The following is a 16971-nucleotide window of genomic DNA, read 5'->3' as shown; positions in this document are numbered from 1 at the left end:
TTTAGGAAAGTACATGACACAATTGGCCGATTCCATCCAGATCCGTAATACCCAGTTTAAAAACCGTATCATTAAAGGTGCCATGAGTGAGGCATTGGCCAATGATGCAGGCCAACCTAATCAGGCCCATTTAAAGTTATATGAAGCTTGGGCCAAAGGTGGTTTAGGCTGTGCGATTACAGGTAATGTCATGGTGGATTTTCGTGCCAAGAATGAACCCGGTGTAGTGGTAATAGAAACTGAACGTGACCTGGAAAAGTTAAAAGCCTGGGCGAATGTCGGAAAACGTCATGGTATAGTACAACTGGTACAGTTATCTCACCCTGGACGTCAATGCCCAAAAGGCTTGAATAAAGAAACCGTAGCACCTTCAGCTGTACCTTTCAGTCCAGCACTGGTGATGAGTTTCGGTACGCCACGTGAACTGCGTGAATATGAAATTTTAGATATTATCCAGCGCTTTGCGACTTCAGCTGCTATTTGTGAAAAGGCGGGATTTGAAGGCGTGCAGTTACATGGGGCACATGGTTACCTGATTAGCCAGTTTTTATCGCCACTGACCAATAAACGTCAAGACCAGTGGGGTGGTAGTATTGAAAACCGCAGTCGATTCTTGCTAGAAGCCTATAAGGCGGTACGTGCAGCAACTTCTGAAAATTTTGTTATTTCAGTGAAATTGAATTCGGCAGACTTTCAGCGCGGTGGCATTAGTGAAGAAGACGTTATTTATGTCTTTAAGGCGATGGATGCAGCCGGGATCGATATGATTGAAGTTTCTGGTGGAACCTATGAAGCACCCGCAATGGCAGGGGTAAAAGCAGAGAAACGTAAAGCATCAACGGTTGCCCGCGAAGCCTATTTCCTCGATTTTGCCGAAAAGATCCGTCAGGAAGTTAATTGTCATTTGATGGTAACGGGAGGCTTCCGTACCGCAACAGGTATGAATGCAGCTTTAGATAGTGGCGCATGTGATTTTGTCGGTATTGCACGTCCATTTGCGGTCGAGCCTGATCTGGGTAACCGTCTGGTTGCAGGACAGGATGTACGTTATGCAGTGGAGAAAATTAAAACCGGTATTCCAATGATCGATAAAATGGCGATTATGGAAATCATCTGGTATGCCGCGCAATTTAAGGAAATTGCCAAAGGTAATCGACCAAATCCAAAACTGTCGCCTTTAAAGGTATTTTTAAATTACGTAAAAGGCAATGTGAAAGCTGTGATTAAAGGTCAGATCAATTCACGTAAATCGGCCTAATTTGCATAATGCATTGAAGCAAAAACAGGGCATATACAATGCCCTGTTTTTTATGAATGATCTTTCTAAGAATAAGTCATGGCTTGAGTCTGGAAAGGGAAGAGTAGCTGGGAAAGCTGACGCGTTGCCCACAAGCCCACTTCCTGATGATGCATATGCGGTGCCACATAAGGAATCAATAAATCAATCTTTTGTTCGGCAGCAGCACAGCGATTCAGACGGCTTTTCAACTGATGAATCTGTTGCTGGTCGATACGGTTCAACACCGGTTCCATCTGATTATGTACTTGAGATCTGCTACGTAATGACAGACGAGCAGCTAAAGTCTCACCTTGAATCCAGTCTTTAATAATCTGTTTTTCAGTGGCATTAAATACACCAAACATTTTGCCATCTGGATCATCAATCATTTTCCAGAAACGGCTTTGTTCTACAGGTGCATCTTTTACAATCCAGCCTTTTTCAATCATGACTTTCAGGAAATCCGCAATCTGTGCCGGATCGGATAACCATTCATTAATGGTCTTGCCACTAAACTGACATTTCTGGTTATGGATGTATTGTCCAATTAGTGCTTTGTTCTGGAACACTTTCAAAGCCAGTTTTTTAGTATCCAGTTGTTTGATGATCTGGATAGAACTTTTACCAATGTCATTCAGCACATAACCTTTTTTAATCAGGTCAAGATATTGGACGGGATCTTCAGCGAGTGCATATTGATCTAAATACGCTTGCAGCGATTTTTGTGCATGACCATTGTGAGCATTATCAATAGTAATGTGCACATTGAAGTAATGCGGATCAATACCCAGTTCAGACAGCTCATAATTGGTAATTAACAGGTGTAATGGCAGCTGCTCATAACCCAGATTAAAGCCAATTACCAGCGGTAAATATTCTGGCGGTGCATAAGCTAGTGCCAGTTGAACGGCTGCCTGTTCATAATAGCTGGCATCTAACTGTTCAGCATAGCTGTTCAACTCATAATGATTCAGCAAGTCCTGATACATGGTGACATGATTGGCGCGGGTATGACCCATGCCCAGTTCTTCCAGATAGATATAAATCAGGTCTTTGGTTTCTGGACGATTCCAGTTTTGTACAGTCGAATAAAGCCATGAGCCGTCTACCAGTTTTACAGGTGCGACTTTGGCCAGGAACTCAAATGCATGTGACACAGTCGGGAAGTACTCGCGTCCTTGCTGCTGTTTACGCCGTTCTACATACGACTGGAAAATTGCGCAGGTTTGGTGGTGCTGTTCCAGAAAATGTTGCTCTACATGTCTGGGTTGATCCAGCCATTCCAATCCAGCCACATCAACTTGATGGATTAAACCTCTTAAATAGTCCTCAGCCTGTTCGGTCTTTACTGTCGTCGAAATCTGTTGATCTTGAAAGAAGTTGACCCAATCTTTAAAGTTATTAAATTGATGATTATGATTTTTAATAGATGATTCAGGCGAACTTAACTTTGTACTGACGAACATAATCTGATCCTTGCAGATATATTATGCTTTCTACCTTAACGACATGCTTATACCACCGGTGTTGATTTTTTGTTCGGATTTATAGTGCGATTGCTGTAAATGAAAATGAATGGATAACGAGTTGAAGAGAAATGTAAAAGAATAAGATTTTGAATGAATTATTTATAAACAAATAAAATTGCAATCGAGACAATTTGATCAAACATTAAAAAAACAGGAATGAAGGAACATGCAATAAAAAAGCCCAAGTCATCATGCTTGGGCTTTTTTATGAGAAGTTAATTAAATTAACCATCTCGAATATGGCGTCCCTACGGGGATTCGAACCCCGGTTACCGCCGTGAAAGGGCGATGTCCTAGGCCTCTAGACGATAGGGACAGTATAGAAGTGATATTTTAAACCAGAACTTTTGATTTGAAGTAATGGCGTCCCTACGGGGATTCGAACCCCGGTTACCGCCGTGAAAGGGCGATGTCCTAGGCCTCTAGACGATAGGGACTTAATAAAATATTACTTCTGAAATTGGCGTCCCTACGGGGATTCGAACCCCGGTTACCGCCGTGAAAGGGCGATGTCCTAGGCCTCTAGACGATAGGGACGTTTCAGAGGTGGGCGTATATTAGGGTGAAAACAGGGGGGTGTCAAACGCTTTTCCAGAGTTTTTTGGAATTTTTCTTTTGAGTGCATAAATTTAAAACAATATTAGTAGAATACTTGAAAAATGCCGGATTTAAGCCGGATTTTTAAGTAATTCCAGAATAGCTTCAACGACCTGAGGATGTAGTAAATAGCCAGTAATATCATGTGGACGGTGAATATGCGTACGAATGCCATGATTGATGATTTCAGATTCAAACTTGAATGGCGGTTGAGTAAGTGGAATGGCGGTAAGATAATCATCCGTTGAATAGAAATTGATCCAGTCGCCTTTAATTGCCTGAGGTCGTACCACCGGTTGTGCCAGGCTGGATTGAATCACCTGGAAAGCTAATGGCGAACCTAAAGTAATAAAACGCTGTACATTCAGTTCAGGGTGCTGGATGAGATGATTATAGGCAATCACACTTCCTAAAGAATGGGCAATGACCATGCAGGGTTTGCGACCACTCAGTTGTCTGGCAATCCGTTCATGTACTTCCCTCATGAAATCAGGATTATCGAGATAAAGATAAGTTTCAATCAGAAATCTCTGCAATAGAGTGCGATGCAGAGTGGGAAAATAATTGAGTAATAAGGCAAAATCCCGAAGTGCCACATTTCTGCCGAGAGCGGTAAAATAATTGAATTTCTGTCTGAAATCCATGGTGTCACTTAAACCGGGTTGGGAAAAATCGGTAATTGTGGGCCTACGCCAGCCAGGACGTGGAACAGGGGCAGGAAGCTGAGGTTGAGCCGGCTTGCGAAAAGGAAAGCTGGGCCATTCCTGTGGCATCAGGGTGCCGGCTTCTAGAATATTGCGGACGTTATAACGTGAAAGCAGATCGCCATAAAATGGAATACGAATGTGACGTTTTAAATAGCTAAATCTGGCATCTTGTAGGTGTTTGCGCATCCCTTTTTGAAGTATATGGAGCCAGCGCTGGCGGATGGAAGCAGCGCTATGATGTTGCTGATTCATTCCATGAATAAAAATAACTTTCATCGACACCCCACTGAGTTCGATAGAATTATATTTACAGTATAGAAAAAACTAACGTAGCAAAAGCAGCGCTTTTTGTGGTGTTAATGTGTAAATTATCTTTGATAAAACAATAATTAACAGACATATGTATATTTATAAAAGAGTCATAAATAAACCAGAAAATGAGTAGGTATGGATAAAGAATTTGACTCAGCAGAAAAATAGTACAAAGAAAATATTAAAATTAAATCTGTAAATTGAGATGTTTTTTAGAGTAATTCCAGCAGGGCTTCGATGACTTCCGGATGCTGGACATAGTCATCAATATCATGCGGATGATACATTGAAGTACGAATCTCCCGATTGATAATTGCCGGCTGAAACTGAAAAGGCGGTTCTGATAATGGAAAGGCAGTTAAAAAGTCATCACTGCAATAAAAATTAATCCAGTCACCTTTAATAGCTTCTGGCCGGTGAACAGGCTGTGGCAAATGTTCCTGAATGACCCGGAAAGCCATTGGTGATCCCATACTGATAAAACGCTGTACATTCAGTTCTGGATGCAGAAGCAGATAATGATAGGCAATCACACTTCCTAAGGAATGAGCTATCAGGATACAGGGTTTATCGCCATGCAGTTGCTGGCCAATTCGCTGATGCACCTGCTGCATGAATGTGAAATTTGCCAGATAAGAATAGGTTTCAATCAGAAATTTTTTGATCAGCGTATCATGCAGGCGAGGGAAATGATTCAGTAAGATCACAAAATCCCGTAATAGAGTATTCCGGCTCAAAGTACTAATAAACTTCACCTTCTGGTTAAAGGTCATGGCATCCTCAACCTTTAGCTCGGGAATTTCACAAATTTCAGGTGAATATTGATTGAGATGGGGTGGTGGTGGCTGGGATTTAACTGGCTGATGGAAGGGAAAGCGAGGCCAGTCTTGTGGCATCAAGGTGCTGGCATTTAGCACATTATGTAAATGATGACGGAACAGCAAGTCGCCATAAAAAGGAATACGGATATGCCGTTTCAGATAAGCAAAATGTGCCTGTTGATGTAACTGTTCCAGACCGCGTTTTAGCAGACTGAGCCAGCGTTGACGCAAAGACGCAGAGCTGAATTTCTGCTTGTTCATGCCATGAATATAAATAATTTTCATCGACACACCACGCTGGCTGCCTAGAACATTTTCAGTATAAATAAAAAAAAGCAGCCGAAGCTGCTCTTTTAATCATTTTAATGTTTAAGCATTTTTGTGATAGAACTTGTAGTAGCTGCCATAGCACAGTGCGATAAACAGCAGACAGCCAAAGAAACTGATCCGCATGCTCGGATCAAACACCATACTGATACAGGTAATCAGACAGAAAAGAAAACCCAGGATCGGTACGATCGGGAACAATGGCGCAGCAAAATCTAGATCCTTCGCTGTTTTACCCTGTTTGTACCATTCACGGCGGAAGTTGAACATGCTGAGACAGATGCTCATCCAGACCACTACCATGGTAAATGCTGCAATACCTAGCAAGTTAGTGAAGATGGTTTCCGGTGCGAACTGTTCAGACAGCAAACCAGGCATACCACCAATCATGGTGACAATGACTGCAATATAAGGTACACCACGCGCATTTAAGCGGGAAAATACTGCTGGTAACTGTTTGCTGTAAGCCAATGACCACATCATACGGGATGCAGCGAATAGACCTGAGTTAGCAGCAGACAGCAATGCTGTGATAATCACAAAGCGGATAATATCTTCAGCATAAGGAATACCGATATGCTGGAATACTGTCACGAATGGACTGCTACTGACACCTTCAGCTGCCAGACCTGCTTCCTGATGCGGAAGAAGGGAGGTCACCACAATAATCGTACCTACAAAGAAAATCAGTAAGCGGAAAATTGCAGTATTAATCGCTTTTGGTACATTTTTGGCAGGATCTTTGGTTTCACCCGCAGCCACACCAATCAGTTCTGTGCCAGAGAATGCAAAGTTTACAATCAGCATGGTTGTGAAGATTGGGAACAGACCTTCCGGGAACCAGCCTTGAGCTGTCAGGTTACTGAATAGCGGAGCAGTTTCCTGTCCTTGATAGCTTACTACACCAAAAATAGCGAGTAGGCCAAGTAGGATAAAGGTCACGACAGTAACAACTTTAACCAGTGCCAGCCAGAATTCAGATTCAGCAAACCAGCGAGTGGAAATCATATTCAGTGCGAATACGAAAGCACCAAAAATCAACGTCCACATCCACATGGAGCTATCCGGGAACCATTCCTGCATTAATAAAGCTGCAGCGGTAAATTCAGTTCCCAAGGTCACTGACCAGGTCAGCCAGTATAGCCAGGTAATGGTGTAGCCAGTCCCTGGTCCAATATAGCGTTTGGCATAGGCGCCAAATGAGCCCGATTCGGGCATATGAACGGCAAGTTCACCCAGACATAGCATAACCATGTAAGCGATGATCCCGCCAAGGAGATAAGCAAGAATGGCACCTACAGGCCCCGTTTGTGCAATGACTTCACCCGACCCTAAAAATAGGCCTGTTCCGATTGCGCCGCCAAGCGAAATCATGACCAGATGTCGAGTACTCATAGCGCGTTTTAAAGGCGCAGAATTGCCCTGATGCGTAGCATCATTCGGAGATGAGTGCATAGGAGTCAAAAAAATAAGAGAATGAAGCGGGTTATTGTAGTGAAAAACTACAAATCTGCAACGTATTAATATGGATTATGTATAAGACTTGATCGTGTGCGATCAGATAATGGCGTCCCTACGGGGATTCGAACCCCGGTTACCGCCGTGAAAGGGCGATGTCCTAGGCCTCTAGACGATAGGGACGTTGCGAGGTGAGGGCTATATTAAGGACTAAGCCGAACTTTGTCAAAAGAGTTTTTACTAAAATGTATTTAACAGTTTAAACATTAGGCAAAACAAAAACTTTATTTTATTAAGATGTTATTTTCTGAACGGATTTACCTGATATGAAAAAATAAACCCAATCGGAACTGGGTTTATTAAAGAAATTATTTTAAGTTCAAAAGTTTAGAATTTAAGCTTTTTGATGATAAAGCCAGTAGTAACTTGATAGCATGCTGCCATAAACAATAAACAGCCAATAAAACCAGAGAGCATTTCAGGGTCAGCTGCCATACTCAGACCGGTTGCAGTACAAGTTACAAAACCTAGAATGGGAACTAAAGGGAACCAAGGTGTACGGAATTTTAGTTCAGAGACACTATGACCAGAGTTCAGCCATTGGCGACGGAAATTAAACTGGCTCCAGCAGATGCTCATCCAGACAATCACCATGGTAAAAGCGGCCACGCCCATTAGGTTTTTAAAGATGACATCTGCACCAAACTGCTCAGAGAGCAGACCAGGCAAACCGCCAATCATGGTGACCCAGACTGCTACATAAGGCACGCCGGATTTGCTGACTTTAGCAAATAGTAGCGGTAACTGGTTTTGTGAAGACAATGCCCACATCATACGTGAAGCCGCGTAAAGACCAGAGTTCGCAGTCGACAGCAGTGCAGTGATAATTACGAAACGGATAAAGTCTTCCGCATATGGAATACCCATTTGGGTAAACACGGATACAAACGGACTGCTGCTTAAGCCCCCATGACCACCGACCTGTAAACCCGCATCGGTATAAGTCAGCAGCGAGCTAATCACGATAATGGTCCCGACAAAGAAAATCATCAGACGCCATACCGCAGCATGAATCGCTTTCGGTACATTTTTCTTAGGATTTTCGGTTTCACCGGCAGCGATCCCGATCATCTCGGTACCATTAAAGACAAAGTTCACGATTAGTAATGTGGTGAATAACGGAATTAAACCGTTTGGCAGCCAGCCATGTTCAGTCAAATTATTGAACAGTGGTGCAGATTCATAACCTTGGAACGGAATAAAGCCAAAGATACAGGCAAAGCCCAGAATAATGAAAATCAGTACAGTCGCGACTTTCACCAGCGATAGCCAGAATTCTGATTCGGCAAAGGTACGGGTTGAGCTTAGATTGGAGAGCAGAACACCTGCAGCAAAGATCAGTGTCCATAACCAGATCGAAGTTTGCGGGAACCATTCCTGCATCAAAATTACTGCGGCAGTAAATTCGGTACCCAAAGTGGCTGACCAGCCCAGCCAGTACATCCAGGACACCATATAGCCAGTACCCGGGCCAATATAATGGGTTGCAAAGGCACCAAAGGAACCAGATACGGGTAAATGTACAGCCAGTTCACCGAGGCAGAGCATGACCATATAGGCGATCAAGCCGCCAATAATATAGGCCAGTACCGCGCCTAAAGGCCCAGCTTGTGAAATCACTTCACCGGAACCCATAAACAGGCCGGTACCAATTGCGCCACCAAGGGAGAGCATGATCAGATGACGTGTGCCCATGGCACGTTTTAATGACGGAGTTTGGCCCTCAACAGACGAATGCTGTGAAGGTGGAGAGGAAGATTGCATAGCTCATAAAAGGAGAGATTTAAAAAAAAGTATTTTAGTTTTAATTATTTGAAATATCACATAAATTGGAATTTCCTCATAAAGTTATTTTTTTAATTTGAAAAATAAATATTTGCAAAGCCTCTTAAAAACTAGTGATCTGGAGTCTGGTATTGCTCAGTCGGTGTTTTTTCAGCAGGCGTAGTTTCTGCTTGATTCTCAGCAGTTTTATCATCGCGACTAATCACATAAATATAAAGCGCTGAAGGTGCCAGAATGAGTAAAACAAGCAAGATTTTCTTTAGCATGGGAAAATTGATCAAAACCTAATATCAACTTGATTATAGCCTAAGCAAACGAGAAAGTGCACCAAACTCAGTCATGCGGAATTTGTAACAATAGGATTGAAAGCAATAATAAGAAAAAAAGTTTTCTTGGAAAAAATGAAAGAAGAATGGGGTAAATAAGATGGCGTCCCTACGGGGATTCGAACCCCGGTTACCGCCGTGAAAGGGCGATGTCCTAGGCCTCTAGACGATAGGGACGTTTAGAAGATGGCGGTATCTTATTGATCCGCCACCAAAGTGTCAAGCAGGTGAGGTGCGAGTTTGTTTAAAATATAGCAAAACAGTTCCGCAGTCTTTTGCGTATCGTATAACGCAGAGTGTGCTTCTTTGCCATCAAACTCAATACCGGCCTGAATACAAGATTTAGCCAGAACCGTTTGACCGAACATCACCGCACTTAAAGTCACGGTATCAAACACAGAAAAACTGTGGAACGGGTTCTGGTTTTTGGTTCCGGTACGGGCAATTGCGGCCTGTACAAAGCCCAAATCAAAATGCGCATTATGACCGACCAAAACGGCATGCGTACAATTTTGCTGACGACGCACTTCATTGACCGATTTAAAAATACGTTTTAACGCGGTTTTCTCATCTTCAGCCATCGCGATCCGCATTGGATTTGACGGGTCAATCCCGATAAATTCCAAAGAGCGGCGATCCAGGTTGGCACCTTCGAAAGGATTGATATGTGCGTGGTAAGCTTCACCGGGCACAAACTGGCCATCTTCATTATAAACAATTGGAATGGCCGCAATTTCTAACAAGGCATCAGTCTGTGCATTAAAGCCTGCTGTCTCAACATCGACAACAACAGGCAAAAATCCACGGAAACGCTGACCAATGACTGGAAGAGTTTCATTTGTCACATTTTTCTCCATTGAATGGTTTTTCCTGCATATAGCGGAACGATTTGTTCACCATCCAAGTAGTCTAGACTTTCAGGAATAACTTGATCTTCTTTGACCAGCGTAATGGTTTTGGTATTACGTGGGAGGCCGTAGAAATCTGCACCAAAGTGGCTGGCAAAACCTTCTAGACGGTCGATTTTACCTACTTGATCAAAGGCCTGAGCATATAACTCAATTGCAGTCGGAGCACTATAGCATCCTGCGCAGCCACACGCATTTTCTTTGGCATTTTTTGAGTGCGGTGCACTGTCGGTGCCTAAGAAAAATTTAGGATTACCGCTGGTCGCTACTTCAAGCAACGTTTGCTGATGCGTCTGACGTTTTAAAATTGGCAGGCAATAGAAGTGCGGTTTGATCCCACCAACCAGCATATCATTACGGTTAAACAGTAAGTGCTGTGGAGTAATGGTCGCAGCTACATTACGATCCTGTTCCAGCACGAAATTAGCTGCTTCGCTGGTGGTAATGTGTTCCAGAACCAGTTTCAGTTTCGGGAACTGTTTCAGTAACGGTGCTAAGACTTCGTCTAGAAAGCGTTTTTCACGGTCAAAAATATCGACATGGTTATGCGTCACTTCACCGTGCAGCAATAAAGGCACCTGATGCTCTTCCAGCTGTTCAATAACTGAATATACTTTACGAATGTCGCTTACACCGCTATCCGAGTTGGTGGTTGCGCCAGCAGGGTAAAGTTTAATGGCATTGACATGCTCAGAATCTTTAATCTTTTGGACTTCACTTGAAGAGGTATTATCTGTGAAATACAGCACCATGCGTGGATCAAAATCGCTACCTTCAGGAACATGCGCCATAATACGTTCACGGTAGCTTAATGCTTCTTCCACAGTTTTAACTGGGGGAACAAGATTCGGCATACAGATTGCGCGGGAAAACTGTTTGGCTAGATCAGGAACGGTGCGTTGCAGAGCGAGACCATCACGCAAGTGGGCATGCCAGTCGTCTGGCTGGAGAAGGGTAATCGTATTCAAGGCGAATTCAATCGGAGAAATAAAACAAATGATAATGCATCTATGCCCAAAATGGTAACGAGAAATATATACAAAATAAGGGATATCTATAAATTAATTTATAAAAGTATGATATTTTAAAATTAATAAAAAAATTACATAAATACTTGGCAATGGAATACAAGTACAATCTAGCAAAATTGCAAGATGAAAAAGAAAAAATAGAAGAATTAATCACACGGCAAAGTCAGCGTGTAGGTTCGATTTTCCCTCAGAATCTGGAACAGGAGTTCTGGAGCAAAAACCTGGAGCGAGCACGTAAACATGTCGAAAAATATGTTTGGGCAGGAGTACTGACCTATTTTATTTTTCTGCTCGTTATGGTTCCAACGGACTACTGGATTATCGATTCACAATATTTCGTACAAGATTTTGTGCGCTGTATGCTGGGGCTGATCAATGGTAGTCTAGCTTTACTTGCTTTTTATTTCTTCTCCTGTCTACCTAAAATCAAACGCTTTTTTCCGCAAGCTTCCATGCTGCTGATGTTCTGGATGATAGTCTCGACCTCCTATCTGACCATGTCCATTCAAACAGTAAGCTTGCAACATCAGTCGATGGCGATCATCACCATTATCTACATTCTGGGTTATATTCTGACCGGAGTAAAACCTTTACAGATGTTAATCATGGGGTTATTTGCTGCACTTTGTACAGTCTGGCTGTTATCCATGTTATCGATCGACTTTAATGCGCTGGTCTTGGGACGGATTCTGATCGGCAGTAGCCTATTGGGATGTGTGATTAGTTATATGCTTTTTGCCCGTGAGCGAATGATTTTTCTATACACCATGCGGGCCAGAATCAGTGAGAAAATTCAGCGGATTCATACCACAGAATTACTGCACTTAAGCCAGCATGATGAGCTGACCAAAATCTCCAACCGACGAACTTTTGATGAAACACTGGATATCTTCTTTGAACGTTCCCGCCGTAATCAGCATGCTTTGGCGATTTTGTTTATCGATGTAGATCATTTTAAAAACTATAACGATTTCTATGGGCATCAAAAAGGGGACGATGTCATTTCCAGTATTGCCTTTACCATTAAAAATGCCATCCGGCATATGGACTTTGTGGCTCGTTATGGTGGTGAAGAGTTTGTCGTACTGCTTCCGGAAACCGATGCGCATGGCGCCTATGCAGTGGCTTCCAATATCTTTAATGCAATTGAGCGTCTGGAAATTCCACATGAGAAATCTGGTGTAGCTAACCATATCACCATCAGTTTGGGCATTACTGTTTATCGTGGTGAAGACTTTATTGATAAGGATGCCTTATTGGGAATTGCCGATCAGGCGTTGTATCGGGCCAAACAGTTGGGTCGAAACCAGATTTATTATCAGTCGATCCGCACCGCAAACCCGAACAGTGTGAATGCCTAAATCGAATCTATAAAAAAACCGCTCAGATGAGCGGTTTTTTTGACCTTAACAAACTTATTTGTTTTTGTCTTTTAACTGAGGTACTGCAGAACCTGTACCTACTGCAAGTAAGCCAGAATCTGTATAGATACCCAGTTTCGCACGTGTATCTGTGATATCCAAGTTACGCATAGTCAACTGACCGATACGATCAGCTGGAGAGAACATAGAATCACCTTTCTCCATAGTTAAACGCTCAGCTTCATAAGTGAGGTTAGGAGATTCAGTGTTCATGATGGTGTAGTCATTACCACGACGCAGTTCTAAAGTCACAGTACCAGTGATAGCTTTAGCTACCCAACGCTGTGCAGTTTCACGAAGCATCAATGCTTGAGAATCGAACCAGCGACCTTGGTACAGAAGACGACCCAAACGAAGACCGTTGATACGGTATTGTTCGATGGTATCTTCGTTATGAATACCAGTGACCAGACGTTCATAAGCGATGTGAAGAAGGGCCATACCCGGAGCTTCGTAGATACCACGAGATTTCGCTTCGATGATACGGTTTTCGATCTGATCCGACATACCTAGACCATGACGGCCACCAATACGGTTCGCTTCAAGAATGAACTCAACTGGATCTTCGATACGTTGACCATTGATTGCAACAGGGAAACCTTCTTCAAAAGTAATCGATACTTCTTCAGGTTTGATTTCAACTTCTTCTTTCCAGAATGCAACGCCCATGATTGGGTCAACGATTTTGATACCCGCATTCAGGTATTCAAGATCTTTGGCTTCGTGAGTCGCACCCAACATGTTTGAGTCAGTTGAGTAAGCTTTCTCTTTTGACATTTTGTAGTCAAAGCCATTGTCGATCAGGAACTGTGACATTTCTGCACGGCCACCTAGCTCGTCAATGAAGGTCTGGTCTAACCAAGGTTTGTAGATTTTCAGGTTAGGGTTAGTCAACAGACCGTAGCGGTAGAAACGCTCGATGTCGTTACCTTTATAAGTAGAACCGTCACCCCAGATGTTCACGTCATCTTCTTTCATTGCAGTTACCAGCATGGTACCTGTTACTGCACGGCCAAGAGGAGTCGTGTTGAAGTATGGAACGCCACCTGTAGAAATGTGGAACGCGCCACATTGAATTGCAGCAATACCCTCTAATGCAAGCTGTAAACGGCAGTCGATCAAACGTGCTTTTACTGCGCCATAAGCTTCAGCTTTTTTTGGAATCGCATCGTAATCGTCTTCGTCTGGCTGACCCAGGTTTGCTGTGTAAGCATAAGGTTCAGTGCCTTTTTGTTTCATCCACAAAAGAGCTGCAGAAGTATCTAGACCGCCAGAAAAGGCAATACCAACTTTTTTGCCTACTGGGACATTCTGCAAGATAGTTGCATTATCAGACATTGTTCATCCTAATGATATGAAATAGGCACGCCAGAAGTGGTGGCCTGAAAAAACACATATTGCGTCAATTGTATCATTATTTTATTTAGGTTTGCTTTAGAAAAGAAAAACTCGTTTCAAAATCTTGATTCAATAGGCTTAGATAATCATAAAATTACCGTATTTTTGACAAATACTTAAAAATGGGAAAATCTGGGAAGATTCAATAACATCATTAAAAAAACATCTTCAGGATAGCCCTCATGAGCCCGAATATTCCTCCTTTACCTAATCTGCAACCGGCTGCCAAAAATGAAACCTTGTCGATTGTGCATGGAATCTATGCCGGTTTGCTGGTTTTTAGTACGGTTGCATTTTTATATCTGGAATATCAGCAGTCGACGATTTCCATGTTGAGTCTGGTTATTGTGTTGCTACTTTTGGCTGTGCTGATTGTTTTGAATATTCAGGCCTGTCTCAAGGTAAAACAGGGCAATGGTTCAGGACGCACCTTGTCCAGAATTATGGCGATCCTGATGCTGCTCAGTTTTCCCATTGGTACAGTACTCGGTGTAATTGCCTTATGGAAATTGAGCAAAAATCAATGGCAGCAATAAATTCACCATTAAGGTACGGCATAAATATCACAATTGGTATTTGTGCCTGAGAAAGCGGACCTGATAGTCATAAAAAGCCTCTAAAAATCAGTTAAAGTACATTGATAAGATTTAAGCTTTTAGCCAAATAAGAATCAGGGATATTTTATGACAACGACGCGCTATGCAAATATTTTAAAACCATTACATCTGGGTTTCACCACGATTAAAAACCGTGTGGTGATGGGATCAATGCATACGGGCTTGGAAGATCGGTTTTATAATTATCCTAAACTGGCAGCTTATTTTGGTGAACGTGCCAAAGGTGGTGTGGGTCTCCTGATTACTGGCGGGATTTCACCGAATCGTCAGGGCTGGTTATTGCCCGCTGGTGGAACGATGAATACCTTGGGTGATGTTGCACCGCACCGACTGGTTACGCATGCCGTGCATAAGCATGGGGCCAAGATTCTGTTGCAAATTTTGCATGCCGGACGTTATGGCTATCAGCCTTTTGTGGTATCTGCGAGCCCGATCAAATCGCCAATTTCACCTTTTAAACCACGTCAGATGTCTGAAAACCAGATTCTGGATACGGTTCAGGACTATGTTAAAACTGCAAAACTGGCTAAAAAAGCGGGCTATGACGGCGTGGAAATCATGGGATCTGAAGGGTATTTGATTAACCAGTTCTTAAGCCGTCATGTCAATCAGCGTACTGATCGCTGGGGTGGAGAAATTGAAAACCGCATGCGTTTTGCGGTGGAGATTGTTAAAGCAATCCGTGCTGAAATTGGTGAAAAATTTATTATCTGTTTCCGCTTGTCCTTGCTAGATCTGGTGCATGATGGCAATACTATGCAGGAAGTGATTACCGTCGCTAAAGCATTAGAGAAGGCTGGAATAACTTTGCTGAATACCGGTATTGGCTGGCATGAAGCACGTATTCCGACGATTGTCACTTCTGTTCCTCGTGCTGCATTCGTAGATTACACCGCAGAAGTCAAAAAACATGTTGCTGTTCCAGTCATTGCATCGAACCGGATTAATATGCCAGAAACTGCTGAAGCGATTTTGGCATCAGGTCAGGCAGATATGGTGCAAATGGCACGCCCACTATTGGCAGATGCATTCTGGGTGAATAAGACAGCAACCAATCGTGTTGATGAAATTAATACCTGTATCGCCTGTAATCAGGCTTGCCTGGATCATACCTTTAAAAATAAACGCGCTACCTGTTTAGTGAATCCACGTGCTGGTTATGAAACCGAACTGGTTTATGTCAAAACCAAAAAGCCTAAAGGGATTGCCGTGGTGGGTGGTGGTGTGGCAGGTTTATCCGCAGCCACAGTCGCTGCCAGCCGCGGTCATGATGTGACTTTGTTTGAAGCTACTAATGAAGTGGGTGGGCAATTTAATCTGGCCAAAGTGATTCCAGGTAAAGAAGAATTCCATGAAACCATTCGCTATTTTAAAGTACAACTGGAAAAAACCGGGGTAGATGTCCGTTTAAATACTCGAGTGAATCGGGAGCAATTGGAACGTGAAGGTTTTGATGAAGTCATTGTTGCTACGGGCGTGGTTCCGCGTGAATTGAAAATTGCCGGTAGTGAAGCACCTCAAGTCCTGTCTTATGCTGAAGTATTGCGAGGTGCACCAGTAGGAGATCGTGTCGCTGTCATTGGTGCTGGTGGAATTGGTTTTGATGTATCAGAATTTTTATTAAAGCCCCTGCATCAGCCGCAACCTCAACCTGTAGATGAATGGAAACGGGAGTGGGGGGTAGATCTGCATGCAAATTATGTAAGTGAAGGCGGACTGCAGCCAGCAGAAGTCGAGCCACCTGTACGTGAAATTTATCTATTACAGCGTAAAACTACCGCTTTAGGAGCAAGCTTAGGTAAAACCACGGGTTGGGTTCATCGTGCCCAATTAAAAAAACATGGCGTGCGCATGTTACGCGGCGTGCAATATAAATCGATCACGGATGAAGGTTTGTGGATTGAAGTGGATGGGCATGATCAGTTACTGCGTGTAGATACGGTCGTGGTTTGTGCTGGTCAAGAGTCGGTCAAAGATGTTATGCCTTCAGAAGGACAAAAGACTTTGGCGAATTACCATATTATTGGTGGAGCGAAGCTGGCTGCTGAGCTGGATGCCAAGCGTGCAATTCGTGAAGGGGCAGAATTGGCAGCAAAATTGTAAGGATTTGATGAAACTATATGCAGTTGATGAGATTCACTGTAATTTTCACTTGTCAGTCGCCTAAAAGCTCCGTATTATTGCGCACATGGAAGCGTGGCAGAGCGGTTTAATGCACCGGTCTTGAAAACCGACGAGGGCTTATACCCCTCCGTGAGTTCGAATCTCACCGCTTCCGCCAAATATCTTAATAAGCCCTTGTTTTTACAAGGGCTTATTTTTTTATCTATAGTTTTACCCCTCAACCTACCCCACATCAGAATTTGGATTGAATTGGCTATTTTTAGCTGTATTT

Annotated in this window: 12 protein-coding genes, 6 tRNA genes and 1 pseudogene; 5 read left to right on the top strand and 14 right to left on the bottom strand. The window is 43.0% G+C overall.

The features are described 5' to 3' along the window. The first annotated feature begins 13 nt into the window (after window positions 1-13). Window positions 14-1258, top strand: a complete 1245-nt coding sequence (locus C3F22_RS09285) for an NADH:flavin oxidoreductase/NADH oxidase family protein (protein ID WP_104426388.1) — start codon at window positions 14-16, stop codon at window positions 1256-1258. A 65-nt stretch (window positions 1259-1323) separates the two neighbouring features. On the opposite strand, the gene C3F22_RS09280 is transcribed toward C3F22_RS09285, so the two are convergent. From C3F22_RS09280 to pyrC, 13 genes and pseudogenes are all read right to left on the bottom strand, one after another. Then, a complete protein-coding gene (locus C3F22_RS09280; protein ID WP_104426387.1) occupies window positions 1324-2745 on the bottom strand; it encodes an iron-containing redox enzyme family protein in 1422 nt (473 codons plus the stop codon). 303 nt (window positions 2746-3048) lie between these two features. Continuing rightward, a tRNA-Glu gene (locus C3F22_RS09275) sits at window positions 3049-3124 on the bottom strand. A 45-nt stretch (window positions 3125-3169) separates the two neighbouring features. Next, window positions 3170-3245, bottom strand: a tRNA-Glu gene (locus tag C3F22_RS09270). 24 nt (window positions 3246-3269) lie between these two features. Continuing rightward, a tRNA-Glu gene (locus C3F22_RS09265) sits at window positions 3270-3345 on the bottom strand. A 131-nt stretch (window positions 3346-3476) separates the two neighbouring features. Continuing rightward, entirely contained in the window at window positions 3477-4388 is a 912-nt protein-coding gene (locus tag C3F22_RS09260) for an alpha/beta fold hydrolase (protein WP_104426386.1), read from the bottom strand. Between the two features lie 248 nt (window positions 4389-4636). Beyond that, complete coding sequence (locus tag C3F22_RS09255) at window positions 4637-5530, bottom strand: alpha/beta fold hydrolase (RefSeq protein ID WP_104426385.1); 894 nt, start codon at window positions 5528-5530, stop codon at window positions 4637-4639. 84 nt (window positions 5531-5614) lie between these two features. Further along, window positions 5615-7027 carry an amino acid permease gene (locus tag C3F22_RS09250; protein WP_104426384.1) on the bottom strand — a complete coding sequence of 471 codons (1413 nt, stop codon included), beginning with the start codon at window positions 7025-7027 and terminating at the stop codon, window positions 5615-5617. Between the two features lie 110 nt (window positions 7028-7137). Next, window positions 7138-7213, bottom strand: a tRNA-Glu gene (locus C3F22_RS09245). Between the two features lie 211 nt (window positions 7214-7424). Next, window positions 7425-8854: pseudogene (locus tag C3F22_RS09240) on the bottom strand (amino acid permease). A 131-nt stretch (window positions 8855-8985) separates the two neighbouring features. Continuing rightward, complete coding sequence (locus C3F22_RS18360; protein ID WP_005234786.1) at window positions 8986-9141, bottom strand: hypothetical protein; 156 nt, start codon at window positions 9139-9141, stop codon at window positions 8986-8988. Between the two features lie 161 nt (window positions 9142-9302). Then, window positions 9303-9378 (bottom strand) — tRNA-Glu (locus C3F22_RS09235). Between the two features lie 20 nt (window positions 9379-9398). Beyond that, entirely contained in the window at window positions 9399-10058 is a 660-nt protein-coding gene (gene rnt / locus C3F22_RS09230; protein ID WP_034704922.1) for a ribonuclease T, read from the bottom strand. Further along, entirely contained in the window at window positions 10043-11077 is a 1035-nt protein-coding gene (gene pyrC / locus C3F22_RS09225; protein WP_104426383.1) for a dihydroorotase, read from the bottom strand. The genes rnt and pyrC overlap by 16 nt, the downstream gene beginning before the upstream one ends. A gap of 152 nt (window positions 11078-11229) precedes the next feature. Here pyrC and C3F22_RS09220 point away from each other — a divergent pair, with 152 nt between their 5' ends. Beyond that, the gene (locus C3F22_RS09220; protein ID WP_104426382.1) at window positions 11230-12501 is read left to right on the top strand and encodes a GGDEF domain-containing protein; all 1272 of its coding nucleotides are present in this window, start codon (window positions 11230-11232) and stop codon (window positions 12499-12501) included. Window positions 12502-12555: 54 nt separating this feature from the next. Here the strand turns inward: C3F22_RS09220 and argG are convergent, their stop codons facing one another. After that, window positions 12556-13899, bottom strand: a complete 1344-nt coding sequence (argG, locus tag C3F22_RS09215) for an argininosuccinate synthase (protein WP_104426381.1) — start codon at window positions 13897-13899, stop codon at window positions 12556-12558. Window positions 13900-14141: 242 nt separating this feature from the next. Here argG and C3F22_RS09210 point away from each other — a divergent pair, with 242 nt between their 5' ends. From C3F22_RS09210 to C3F22_RS09200, 3 genes are all read left to right on the top strand, one after another. Beyond that, window positions 14142-14495, top strand: coding sequence for a hypothetical protein (locus tag C3F22_RS09210; protein ID WP_104426380.1), 354 nt, complete (start codon window positions 14142-14144; stop codon window positions 14493-14495). A 147-nt stretch (window positions 14496-14642) separates the two neighbouring features. Beyond that, window positions 14643-16679, top strand: a complete 2037-nt coding sequence (locus C3F22_RS09205; RefSeq protein WP_104426379.1) for an NADPH-dependent 2,4-dienoyl-CoA reductase — start codon at window positions 14643-14645, stop codon at window positions 16677-16679. Window positions 16680-16766: 87 nt separating this feature from the next. Continuing rightward, a tRNA-Ser gene (locus C3F22_RS09200) sits at window positions 16767-16857 on the top strand. Window positions 16858-16971: the final 114 nt, after the last annotated feature.

Source organism: Acinetobacter sp. ACNIH1 (assembly GCF_002934695.1).
Taxonomy (GTDB): Bacteria; Pseudomonadota; Gammaproteobacteria; order Pseudomonadales; family Moraxellaceae; genus Acinetobacter; species Acinetobacter variabilis.
Note: the sequence above shows the minus strand (reverse complement) of the source record. Positions and strands in the feature narration are given on the sequence as shown.

Excerpts from the sequence above, each read along its gene's own strand:
- C3F22_RS09285 (WP_104426388.1), top strand. The coding sequence starts at position 14 with ATGACACAATTGGCCGATTCCATCCAGATCCGTAATACCCAGTTTAAA.
- C3F22_RS09280 (WP_104426387.1), bottom strand. The coding sequence starts at position 2,745 with ATGTTCGTCAGTACAAAGTTAAGTTCGCCTGAATCATCTATTAAAAAT.
- C3F22_RS09260 (WP_104426386.1), bottom strand. The coding sequence starts at position 4,388 with ATGAAAGTTATTTTTATTCATGGAATGAATCAGCAACATCATAGCGCT.
- C3F22_RS09255 (WP_104426385.1), bottom strand. The coding sequence starts at position 5,530 with ATGAAAATTATTTATATTCATGGCATGAACAAGCAGAAATTCAGCTCT.
- C3F22_RS09250 (WP_104426384.1), bottom strand. The coding sequence starts at position 7,027 with ATGCACTCATCTCCGAATGATGCTACGCATCAGGGCAATTCTGCGCCT.
- C3F22_RS18360 (WP_005234786.1), bottom strand. The coding sequence starts at position 9,141 with ATGCTAAAGAAAATCTTGCTTGTTTTACTCATTCTGGCACCTTCAGCG.
- rnt (WP_034704922.1), bottom strand. The coding sequence starts at position 10,058 with ATGGAGAAAAATGTGACAAATGAAACTCTTCCAGTCATTGGTCAGCGT.
- C3F22_RS09220 (WP_104426382.1), top strand. The coding sequence starts at position 11,230 with ATGGAATACAAGTACAATCTAGCAAAATTGCAAGATGAAAAAGAAAAA.
- argG (WP_104426381.1), bottom strand. The coding sequence starts at position 13,899 with ATGTCTGATAATGCAACTATCTTGCAGAATGTCCCAGTAGGCAAAAAA.
- C3F22_RS09210 (WP_104426380.1), top strand. The coding sequence starts at position 14,142 with ATGAGCCCGAATATTCCTCCTTTACCTAATCTGCAACCGGCTGCCAAA.
- C3F22_RS09205 (WP_104426379.1), top strand. The coding sequence starts at position 14,643 with ATGACAACGACGCGCTATGCAAATATTTTAAAACCATTACATCTGGGT.